This window comes from Mycolicibacterium austroafricanum, assembly GCF_000612725.1.
Classification (GTDB): Bacteria; Actinomycetota; Actinomycetes; order Mycobacteriales; family Mycobacteriaceae; genus Mycobacterium; species Mycobacterium austroafricanum.
The window spans coordinates 694,538-704,911 of the sequence record NZ_HG964452.1 but is presented as its reverse complement, the minus strand read 5'-3'; the positions used below and the strand labels follow the sequence as shown (position 1 = coordinate 704,911).

Here is a 10,374-nt window from a genome sequence, read left to right as displayed (position 1 = left end):
TCGAACGGTGCGGGGGCCGGCGGGGGCGGCGGGGCGAACGGATCGACCGGAGGCGGCGGCAGCAGGCCGTTGAGTCCCACAGGATCGACCGGAGCGGGCGGCTCGGCGACGACGTTGCGCGGCGTTGCGGCGGAGAGCGGCCCGCCGCACGACGGCCACGCGCCCTTGCCCTGAGATGCCAGGACACGCTCGGCGACCGCGATCTGCTCTTCCTTGGTGGCCAGGTAGGCCGCCGGGGCGTACTCGCCACCGCCGTGGCCCGACCAGGTGCCCGGAGAGAACTGCAGGCCGCCGTGGTAGCCGTTGCCGGTGTTGATCGCCCAGTTGCCGCCCGACTCGCACCGAGCGACCTGGTCCCACTCGCCGTCGGTGGCTGCACCGGCCTGGCCGGCCAGGGCGAGGCCTCCGCCTCCGATGACTGCGCCGGTGAAAGCGATCTTGGCGACGTTTACAGCAGATGGTGCGGGCTTACGGTGGCGTCCACTCATAAGTACGTGTGGTCCTCTCTGAAGCGCCCGCGAGGTCAGCTGTCGGGTTCGGGCTGGAGAGGTCGCCCGGCCGGCGTCGTCGAAACGGCGACGGCTTCACCCCAAGGAACCGAGTTCGGCTCCTGGTCCTGTATTTCGGTGGACCGGTGGGTCCCCCGCCTCCATCCAAGTTGTATCTCGTTGTCCCCGCGCACCAATGGATGGAGCTCGGCGCAATTGGTGACGCGGCGGGCCGATCGCAATGTGGGGGTCGATGGCCTGGTTCAAGACCGTAACGGCTCGCCAGGGCGCCGTCATCTTTTGCCGGTTGCCGTGTCTTCTACGACGGCAAATACTAAAAAAACTCTAAAAGACCAGGAGTGACTGTTGTTCCTGCAGGTGCCATGCCGCTCAACCTCGCCGTAGCCATCCTGTGACCATTCCGTTATGTGACGCAAATCACGGAATAGTTCTTGTACCGGCGTCGGTGTCACCCGCCGGCGAAAGGTGGGAGAACGTCGATCGTCGCCGCGGTGCCGAGTTCAGTCCGCATGTCACGCACGGCAACTCCATCCCGTAGGTACGAACACCGGGCCAACACCTTCGAAAGCGCCGCGTCGCGGGCCTTCAGCGATTCGACCAGTTCGGCTACGGTCGCCCCGGCGTGCAGGTCCACGGTCTCGGACTCGGTGCCCGCGGCGGCGCGGGCCGCGGCGAAATAGCGGACAGTGACCCGCACGCCGACCTCAGCGGGCATACTCACCCTCCGATCGCGCTCATCGGGCGGTCAGGCTGGACGAATCCCGGATCGTTGATGCCGTGGCCTGCGGCCTTCGCCCACATGGCCGCACGCCAGGCGGCCTCAAGCGCGGCGTCGTCGGCGCCCGAACGTAGAAGTGCGCGCAGATCCGTCTCATCGCGCGCGAAGAGGCAGTTGCGCACCTGGCCGTCGGCGGTCAGCCTGCTGCGGTCGCAGGTCGAGCAGAACGCGTCGGAGACCGACGCGATGATCCCGATGTGGCCCGTGACGTGGCCGTCGTCGTGCACCTGCCACAGCTGCGCCGGTGCAGACCCCCGCGGACGCGGATCGGGCGTCAGCGTGAAGTGGCGTCGCAGCGCGCTGAGAATGACGTCGGCGCTGAGAGCGCGCTCGCGTTCCCAGGAGCGGCCGGCATCCAGCGGCATCTGTTCGATGACCCGCAACTGGTAGCCGTGCTCCAGGCAGAACCGCAGCAAGGACACCACGTCGTCGAGTCCCGACACCGGATCCAGGACGGCGTTGACCTTCACCGGATCCAGCCCCGCCTCCTTGGCGGCACGCAACCCGGCCACCACCTCGGTGAACCGGTCGCGGCGGGTGATGGCGGCGAACCGGGCGGGATCGACCGTGTCGAGGGAGACGTTGATGCGGTCCAGACCCGCCCGCTTCAACCCCGCAGCGCGCTTGGCCAGGCCGACGCCGTTGGTCGTCAACGTGATCTCGGGCCTGGGACGCAGCGCTGCGGTCGCGGCGACGACGTCCTCGAGATGGGGCACCACCAGCGGTTCCCCGCCGGTGAACCGGACGCTGGTGATCCCGAGACGGGTGACCGCCACGCCCAGCAGCCGGATGAGTTCGTCGGGGTTCAATTTCTCGTCGCTGGGCAGCCAGTCGAGCCCCTCGGCCGGCATGCAGTAGGTGCACCGCAGGTTGCACAGGTCGGTCAGGGAGACGCGCAGGTCGGTCGCCACCCGGCCGAAGGTGTCGACCAGTGGGCCCTCCTCGGGAGCGGGGGACTGCGGGCGGTGTACCGAGGGCACTCCGAGCGCGACGACCGTCACGGCACCGCCCCGACGATGCGGCGCTGGCCGGCCTCGTCCACCGGCACGATCTCCTTGCCCAGCGGCATGAGCGACACCGGGATCATCTTCAGGTTGGCCAGCGCCAGCGGGATGCCGATGATCGTGACGGCCATGGCGACCGCGGTGGTGATGTGTCCGATGGCCAGCCACACCCCGGCCACGATCACCCAGATGACATTTCCCACCAACGCCCCGGGGCGCGGGCCGGGCTTCTCGACGATGGTGCGCCCGAACGGCCACAGCGCGTACGCCGCGATGCGCAGCGAGGCGAAACCGAACGGGATCGTGATGATGAGAACGAAGCAGATGATCGCTGCCAGGAGGTAGCCCAGCGCCAGCCACAGGCCGCCGAAAACCAGCCAGATGACGTTCAGTGCCAATCGCATATCAGTCGCCTTGATCTTCCGCCAGCGGTGACTCGCAGCCTACCGACATAAGGGGATGCTGGCCCCGCTGCGGTCCGAGTAGGATCTCCCGGGACGCGTCCCGACGCAGGCGGGGCGCTTACTTTATGTACCCGCACAGGTACAGATATCCATCGGTTCAGACAGACAGCAGGTGAGAGCAGTGCCGACCGGCCGGGTGAAGTGGTACGACGCGGAGAAGGGCTTCGGGTTCCTCTCGCAGGAAGACGGTGAGGACGTCTATGTGCGGTCCTCGGCGTTGCCCGCCGGTGTCGAAGGCCTGAAAGCGGGTCAGCGCGTCGAGTTCGGCGTGGCCGCGGGCCGGCGTGGACCTCAGGCGCTGAGCCTCAAGCTCATCGACCCGCCGCCGAGTCTGACCAGGACGCGCCGGGAAGCCGCCGCGGTCGAGCACAAGCACAGCCCGGACGAGCTGCACGGCATGGTCGAGGACATGATCACGCTGCTTGAGAGCGCGGTGCAGCCCGAGCTGCGCAAGGGCCGTTACCCGGACCGCAAGGTGGCACGCCGGGTGTCCGAGGTGGTCAAGGCTGTCGCCCGCGAACTCGACGCCTGATCGCCGGCGTCGATTACGCCGAAACTGAGCTTATGGTCGATCAGGCCGTGAAAACGCGCTCATAAGTTCAGATTCGGCGGTTGCACCGGTGCACCCGCTGCGCGCAGCGCCAGCCACACGCGGGACACGATGGTGGTCGGTCGATCGCGCAGGATTTCGGCGCTGACCCGGATGATGCGCCAACCTTCTGCCTCCAGCGCCGCCTGCCGGTCGATGTCGTGAGCGTACTGCTCGGGGTTTGTCCAGTGCTGTTCGCCTTCGTATTCCACGCCGACTTTCCACGTCTCCCAGCCCATGTCGACACGCCCGACGTGGTAGCCGTCGCGATCGAAGACATCGATCTGACTGCGTTCGGGCGGCAATCCGGCCTTGACGAGCAGGAGTCTGGTCCGAGATTCCTGAGGCGACTCGGAGGCGGGATCGACGAGTTCAAGGGCCCTGCGCAACTGCACCAACCCTCGGGCGCCCTTGTGGCGGGTGAGCAGCGTCGCGATGTCGGACGTGGTCGCGCCGGTGGTGCGCATCAACGCATCCATCCGGATGACGGCCAGAGTCAGGCCGCGTCGCCTTCCGAGATCGAACGCGGTCCTTGCCGGGCTGGTCACCGGCATCCCGCGGGCCGTCACGATTTCGTCCGGACCGAGGGTGTCGGCGCGCAACACGATGCCCGGGGTCTTGTGTTGGCTGCGCTGGTTCAGTTCGGCAGGCAGCCGCGCGTCGATCCACCGGGACCCGAGGACCGCTGCGGCCGACAGGCCGACCAACGTGCCCCGTCGCCCTGACCACAGCCACGCCGCGCGGGCCTTCTGTACCGGAGTCAGCTGTTCTCTGTTGAGCGCGTAGACGTTGCGGTGCACCAACTCGAAGCGGGTCTTCAGCCGGTACCGGGTCAGCGAGCCGGCGGCCAGTGCCTCGGTGCCGAGAAACGGGTCCATGCCGATTGGACGCCGGCGATGCTGCCCCCGGTTCCCTCGCCTCGAATCTGAAGTTGTGTGCGCGACGGCGCCCGGAAGTCGCGATCAAGCTCAGTTTCGGCGGCGGAATCGGGGTATGACTGACCCATGACCTACGTCGCCGACCCGTCGAGCTCTGGCGGGGAGTTCAACCGGGACACCGAATACATCTCCACCCGGATCACCGCCGACGGGCGGGACGGCTATCCCGTCGAGCCGGGCCGCTATCGGCTCATCGTTGCCCGAGCGTGCCCATGGGCCAACCGCACCATCATCGTGCGGCGGCTGCTCGGGCTGGAAGATGTTCTGTCCATAGGCTTTTGCGGCCCGACCCATGATGAGCGCAGCTGGACGTTCGACCTCGATCCCGGTGGTGTCGACCCGGTGCTGGGCATTCACTTCCTGCGCGACGCCTACAACAAACGTGTGCGCGACTACCCCAAGGGTGTCACCGTCCCGGCCGTCGTGGAGGTCGCGACGGGAGAGGTCGTCACCAACGACTTCGCGCAGATCACCCTGGACTTCTCCACCGAGTGGACCGCCTACCACCGCGACGGCGCACCGCAGCTCTATCCCGAACCGCTGCGCGACGAGATCGACGAGGTCGCCCAGCGCGTCTACACCGAGGTCAACAACGGCGTCTACCGGTGCGGTTTCGCGGGGTCCCAGCGGGCCTACGAGAAGGCATACGACCGGTTGTTCACCGCGCTGGACTGGCTGTCCGAGCGGCTGTCGCGGCAGCGCTTCCTGGTGGGCGACACCATCACCGAGGCAGACGTACGACTATTCACCACACTGGCTCGATTCGACCCCGTGTATCACGGCCACTTCAAGACCAATCGCAGCAAGCTCTCCGAGATGCCGGTGCTGTGGGCATACGCACGCGACCTGTTTCAGACGCCGGGGTTCGGTGACACCATCGACTTCGTGCAGATCAAGCAGCACTACTACATCGTCCACTCCGACATCAATCCCACCGGCATCGTCCCGAAGGGGCCGGAGCTGTCGAACTGGCTGACGCCGCACGGTCGAGAAGCGTTGGGCGGCAGACCGTTCGGTGACGGAACCGCCCCCGGGCCGACGCGGGACACCGAGCGCGTGCCCGAGGGTCACACAGCCGGCGACTCGCAACCCGGATGAACCGATGAGGTAGGGCTCTCAGGCGGCAGCAGGCGACTCAGAGCACGAACACCACGCTGGCCGCGTCGGCAGAGCTGCACGACAGGTTGGCCAGGACGCCGGTGTAGCCGAACCGGTCGGGATCTTGGTCGTAGTACAGGATTCCGGTCGAGCGGTCGTAGACGAACTGGCTGTCGTACTTGGCGAGCCCGCCCCCGAGGAACCACGCGCGGTCAACGACGTCCACTTCGTAGCTGGTTGCCCCCAAAGCTGTCCGGTCGATCACCACGATGTCGCCCTGGACGGCCTCGGCGACGACGACCGGTGCGGTTCGGCTGCGGGTGAACACCGAATCCAGGATGAAGGTGTCGGTGGCGCTCGACCCGGTGACCACGTGCCGGCGATTCGCCAACCCCCGCCCGGACGGTGAAGTCGTGCTGGTGTAGAACCAGCTGCCCCCTTCGATCACACTGTCGCTGACCCCGTCTGAGGAGCCGTGAACGTAGATGTCGAGGGACACCGACGTGGGGATGTTGGTGAACTGGCCAGCCGTCTCGTCATTGGGATAGGTGAAGAATCCGTACACACCGTTCTTGGCGGGAAAGCCGTCGAGGACGGCGGCCGTGCGCAAGGCAATCGGATAGGGCGTGGACGCCGGGGCATCCACTTCGTTCTTCCAGAAGCTGAAATTGCCGTCGCGAGAGTACTTCGTGCCGTTCTGCGCGTAGGGGTAGACGACGTGTCCGTCCGGTTCCGTGTGGGAGTCGTATTGGACGAAGTCTTGATACGAGGTGGGCACCCAGCCGACGTGGTTCATGTTGACATTGCTTGCCGGCTGACTCGCCTGTGCGGTCCAGACCTTGTCGGGCCCGATGATTCGATGCACCGTGGACGGCGGCTGGGGGGCCCACGGTGTGCCGCCGCCCCAAACCAGATGCTTGTAGGGCCCCCCGGCGGCATTGAGTTGATTGACCACCGTGTCGTAGTCGTCGAAGCCGTAGGTATGTCCGTCAACGGCCCCCGACCACCGGGCGCCGTTGAGCGTGAATTTGTACTGGATCGGCAGCGACCACTCGTCGATGTAGGAGGTGTCGATGGTGTACTGGTATCCGCCGCCGCCATCGGGATAGAGGTAGTACTCCACGAAGTTGTAGTTCAGGAAGGAGTTTCCTTCCGACGGTGCGGTCGGGTTGAATGCGTCCACCCCGGATGACGAGCTGACCGGCAGCGTGAAACCGGTCTCGCCCTCGACGATGTAGATCCGGTTCTGGGGTGAACCGGGTGACCCGGTGCCGACGGCGAGGGTCACCGGTGCGCTGGCGCCCTTCGCGATGGACACCGGGGTGAAGTCCGCGCCGATGCTGTAGTCGCCGGAGCTCGGCAGGTTGTACACCCAGATCGTGTGCTCAGAGTTGTTGTGCAAGGTGATCTTTGGCGCCCTGGCCGCCGCGCACTCAGCTCCGGCGCCGTCGGTCCTGCAGGCCTGCGGGGTGACGGTGACGGTGACGGTGGTCGTGCTGGAGGAATCAACAGGCGCGGTGAATCCGAGTGCGGACAGCAACGGTCTCAGGGCCGACCAGAGCAGGCGGGGAAGGTTGGTGTGCCACGGGTTGGCGCCGCCGGTGTCCGTGGCGGTGACGGTGAAGGTGTCGGTGCCGCCGGTGGCGGCGAAGGCGGTGTCGGGAATGTAGGTGTACCGGCCGTCTTCGGCGAAGCTCACTGTGCCGTGAGTGGGTGCGCCGGTCAGCACGAAGGTGATGACATCACCGTCGGCGTCATGGGCTTCGAGGTCGCCGGTGATGATCCCGGTGTCGGGATCTTCGGTGGCGGCGCCGTGGTCCAGCTCGGGTGACGAGTTGAAGAACGTGTAGTGCAGTCGGCGCATGCCAACCCACAGCCCGGCCAGCAGATCATTGATCGGGCCATCTGGGATGTGCTGGTCGGTCGCCATTCCCAGCCCGATCCAGGACAGGGCGTCGGAGACGATCGAGCGCCAGGTCACCGGTGCGTCCACCGGCGCCGGATAGGCCGGGTAGCTGGTCGAAGAAGCAGCGGCGTGCAGAGCGCCGAGCGGCAGCGCCTCCACGCCCCCTGGTTCAGTCACGGATTCGTCCTGCGGGTCCGGTGAGAGCATCGGGCTTCCAGCTTCGTTCGCCATCTGTGCGGTGTCCGACAGCGGGGCCGTGGAGGAACCGGGCGCGGTCGGGCCACGGAGGGTCATCCGGGCCGACGGTGTCGACGTTGCGCTAGTTGCCCGGGCCCCGTCAGCCGCGGTCTCGGCGTCACCGTCCTGGGGATCGTGGGTGGATTCCGGTTTCCCCGGGGTGGGGGCTGTGTCCCGCGATGGGGTGTCCAGCGCTGGGCCCGCCTCCGGTGGGTCCGGTTCTACCGCGGGCTCCGGATCGTCTGACAGCGCCTCGTGCTCGGTCCTCGGGCCTGGTGGGGACACGGCACGTTCCGAGGTCTCCGGGTGAAGGGTGCCGAGCACCCGCTCTGCCTCGTCTTCGGCGGAGCGAGCGTCGGATTCACCGGTGCTGTCCCCGACAGCGGTGTGCCGTGAAAGTGAATCGGCACGCGGTGAGGGCGTCGACGCCGCATCCGTGGTGGCCGACGAGTCGGCGCCTCCCTCGTCGGCGCCCGTGTCGGCGGTGGCCACAGCCGGTGCGGCCAGCAGCGCAAACGCCATCCCGGTGCCGGCCACCCCGACCTGTGCCCAGCGCAGCGTCGGCCGAAAGGGTCGACTGCTTCCCGCCGGACGACCACCACGCGTCAGGGACACAGTCCGACCTCCTTCGGATAGCTATCCGAACTGAACGACCTAGCCCGCGCGCCACACCGTGCGCACCGACCATTCTGCGTGCGGCACGGGAAACTCGTTGCCCGATTCGTCGCGAACCAGCGTCGGCAGCTGGACCGCGATGCCGGTCAGCCGGCCACGCTGGGCGTCCACCGTCGGGATCGTCACCGCCAACGTGGTGCCCGGACGGAACTCCTCGACCAGGTCCGCGTCCTCGTACGCGCGCAGCAGAACCCACGGCGCCCGGGCGATCTCGCCGGGAATCGACAACTGGACCGGGTCACTGGGGGTGACGGGCAGCTCGCCCTGATCGGCGGAGACGACGCAGTCGGTGGGGTTGAGCACTTCGCAGAAGCGGTACGGCCCGACCCTGGTCAGATGCCCGTGCGAGTACGCCGAAATCTCGGGCAGCTCAGGGGAGTGGTCGCGCATGAGCTGCCACACGAGCACACCCGTACCGACCGCCGACAGCAGCGCGACCGCCGCCAGAACAGCGACAACACGTTTCACTCGCGGGTCACCGCCGCATCCGTCCAAACACCTTCCTGTTCGGCGAGTACCGGACGGTTACCACCGAAGCCCGGCACCAGTGACTCGCCACGATAGCTCAGCACGGTTTGGGCCAAGCCGAGGATCAGGATCGCGGTGATGGTGGTGAAGCCCGCGTAGAGCTCGGTATAGATCAGCACTCCGGTGGCGCCGCCGGCGACCCACGCCAGCTGCAGCAGCGATTCGGAACGGCCGAACGCCGACGCGCGCGACTCCTCGGGCAGGTCGTCCTGCAGGGAGGCGTCCAGCGAGGCCTTGGCGATGGCGCTGGCGCCGGACGTGACGAGCGTCGCGGCCGCGGCCACCAGCAGGTTCCCGGACAGTGCCGTCGCCAACGCCATCACGGTGACCGCAGTGGCGCAACGCACCACAAGCCGCGCCGGATGGCCGAGCTTGAGACGGGCGGCGGTGAAGTTGCCCGCGAAGTTGCCGACGGCGGCCGCGGCGCCGATCATCCCCAGAATTCGCAGCTGCTCCCAGCCGCTGGCGTCGTGCGCCTTGGCGACGAAGGCCGGATACAGGAACAGGAAACCGACCATCACCTTGACCGTGCAGTTGCCCCACAGCGCGGTGATGATGTTGCGGCCGAGCGGCTGGCGGGTCTTAGCGGACACGGCTCCATGAGGTTCCCGGCGAAGCCCCTCGGTCTGACCGTGATAGCTCAGGGTCGTGGGCACCTCACCCGCGGTGACCTCGACCCATTTCGGGATCCGCATGGCCAGGACCGCGCCGCCGATCGTCACCGCCACCACGACGTACAGCGCCCCCGGCATCTGGAACAGCTGGAAGCCCCATTCGGCGGCCGCGGCGATGCCCCCACCGATCATCGTGCCGCCCAGCAGGCCGAACGTCGTCAACCGGGAGTTCACCCGGACCAGGTCGATCGTCGGCGGCAGCACCCGTGGCGTCACGGCGCTGCGCAGCACCGAGAACGACTTGGACAACACCATCATTCCGAGCGCGCACGGGTAGAGCACCCACGACGGGAAACTGCCCGTCGCGCTGTCGAAGTTCGCGATGAGCACGACGGCCAGCACGGTGCGCAGCGAGAACGAGGCCGCCAGGGCGACCCGCCTGCCGTGTTGCAGCCGGTCCAGCGCAGGTCCGATCAGCGGCGCGATGACCGCGAACGGGGCGATGGTGATGAGCAGGTACAGCGCGACGCGGCTCTTGCTTTCACCGGAGGCCGCCGCGAAGAACAGGGTGTTGGCCAGGGCCACGGCCATCGCGGCGTCGACGGCGAAGTTCGCGACCACCGGCCACGTCAGCGCGGTCAGCCCGGATTTGTCCGCGCCGTCCGCGGTGGCCGCGCGATGCACCAGGCCGTACATCTTGGAGCCCATCTCGCGGCTGCGCTGCGCGGCTGCGCGCGTGACCGTGACCTTCTCGTCTGCGCCTCGGCCGGGGGGAGGCGGGTAGGAATGGCCGTGTGGGCGGGAGCTGTCATCGAGCGGAGGCAGCCACCGATTCGCGCTCTGACTCGAGGGGCCGGGGCGCCCGGACCTGCGGTTGCCCGGGCTCATCGCCGGATCGCTGGGGTAGTTGGCCATCCCCGGGTGTTCGCCCGCGGGCGGGCGGGGAGGGTAGTAGCGTCCACCCTGCTGACCGTCAGGGTCCCGGTGGTCACGCCGCGATCCGGTCACGCCGTCGATTCTCCCCTATGGGGGCG

General features: G+C 67.6%; 10 protein-coding genes and 1 riboswitch. Of the genes, 2 read left to right on the top strand and 8 right to left on the bottom strand.

All coding sequences use genetic code 11. The features are described 5' to 3' along the window. The 4 genes from BN976_RS13820 to BN976_RS13805 all read right to left on the bottom strand — a co-directional run. A partial coding sequence (locus tag BN976_RS13820; protein ID WP_036371286.1) for a transglycosylase family protein occupies positions 1 to 488 on the bottom strand: 488 nt, incomplete at its 3' end. Between the two features lie 9 nt (positions 489 to 497). Beyond that, a riboswitch (cyclic di-AMP (ydaO/yuaA leader) is annotated at positions 498 to 673 on the bottom strand. 284 nt (positions 674 to 957) lie between these two features. Further along, a complete protein-coding gene (locus tag BN976_RS13815; protein ID WP_011782192.1) occupies positions 958 to 1,224 on the bottom strand; it encodes a MoaD/ThiS family protein in 267 nt (88 codons plus the stop codon). Between the two features lie 2 nt (positions 1,225 to 1,226). Then, positions 1,227 to 2,288 (bottom strand): GTP 3',8-cyclase MoaA, encoded by a 1,062-nt coding sequence (gene moaA, locus BN976_RS13810; RefSeq protein WP_036371284.1) that lies wholly within the window; start codon positions 2,286 to 2,288, stop codon positions 1,227 to 1,229. Continuing rightward, positions 2,285 to 2,695, bottom strand: a complete 411-nt coding sequence (locus BN976_RS13805; RefSeq protein ID WP_011782190.1) for a YccF domain-containing protein — start codon at positions 2,693 to 2,695, stop codon at positions 2,285 to 2,287. Before BN976_RS13805 ends, moaA begins: the two co-directional genes overlap by 4 nt. A 181-nt stretch (positions 2,696 to 2,876) precedes the next feature. On the opposite strand from BN976_RS13805, the gene BN976_RS13800 reads away from it, so the two are divergent. Next, a complete protein-coding gene (locus tag BN976_RS13800) occupies positions 2,877 to 3,287 on the top strand; it encodes a cold-shock protein (RefSeq protein ID WP_011782189.1) in 411 nt (136 codons plus the stop codon). A 59-nt stretch (positions 3,288 to 3,346) separates the two neighbouring features. Here BN976_RS13800 and BN976_RS13795 read toward each other — a convergent pair whose 3' ends face one another. Further along, positions 3,347 to 4,222 (bottom strand): endonuclease domain-containing protein, encoded by an 876-nt coding sequence (locus BN976_RS13795; RefSeq protein ID WP_011782188.1) that lies wholly within the window; start codon positions 4,220 to 4,222, stop codon positions 3,347 to 3,349. Between the two features lie 126 nt (positions 4,223 to 4,348). On the opposite strand from BN976_RS13795, the gene BN976_RS13790 reads away from it, so the two are divergent. Further along, entirely contained in the window at positions 4,349 to 5,380 is a 1,032-nt protein-coding gene (locus tag BN976_RS13790; protein ID WP_011782187.1) for a glutathione S-transferase family protein, read from the top strand. 37 nt (positions 5,381 to 5,417) lie between these two features. Here the strand turns inward: BN976_RS13790 and BN976_RS13785 are convergent, their stop codons facing one another. The 3 genes from BN976_RS13785 to BN976_RS13775 are packed head-to-tail and all read right to left on the bottom strand — an operon-like array spanning position 5,418 to position 10,348. Continuing rightward, positions 5,418 to 8,138 (bottom strand): cadherin-like domain-containing protein, encoded by a 2,721-nt coding sequence (locus tag BN976_RS13785; RefSeq protein WP_011782186.1) that lies wholly within the window; start codon positions 8,136 to 8,138, stop codon positions 5,418 to 5,420. 39 nt (positions 8,139 to 8,177) lie between these two features. Continuing rightward, positions 8,178 to 8,666 (bottom strand): DUF2771 domain-containing protein, encoded by a 489-nt coding sequence (locus BN976_RS13780; protein ID WP_011782185.1) that lies wholly within the window; start codon positions 8,664 to 8,666, stop codon positions 8,178 to 8,180. Then, positions 8,663 to 10,348, bottom strand: coding sequence for an MFS transporter (locus tag BN976_RS13775; RefSeq protein ID WP_011782184.1), 1,686 nt, complete (start codon positions 10,346 to 10,348; stop codon positions 8,663 to 8,665). Before BN976_RS13775 ends, BN976_RS13780 begins: the two co-directional genes overlap by 4 nt. Positions 10,349 to 10,374 lie beyond the last annotated feature (26 nt).

What these genes read in the sequence shown, in the direction of transcription:
- BN976_RS13790 (WP_011782187.1), top strand. Translation starts at nt 4,349, where the DNA reads ATGACCTACGTCGCCGACCCGTCGAGCTCTGGCGGGGAGTTCAACCGG.
- BN976_RS13805 (WP_011782190.1), bottom strand. Translation starts at nt 2,695, where the DNA reads ATGCGATTGGCACTGAACGTCATCTGGCTGGTTTTCGGCGGCCTGTGG.
- BN976_RS13795 (WP_011782188.1), bottom strand. Translation starts at nt 4,222, where the DNA reads ATGGACCCGTTTCTCGGCACCGAGGCACTGGCCGCCGGCTCGCTGACC.
- BN976_RS13815 (WP_011782192.1), bottom strand. Translation starts at nt 1,224, where the DNA reads ATGCCCGCTGAGGTCGGCGTGCGGGTCACTGTCCGCTATTTCGCCGCG.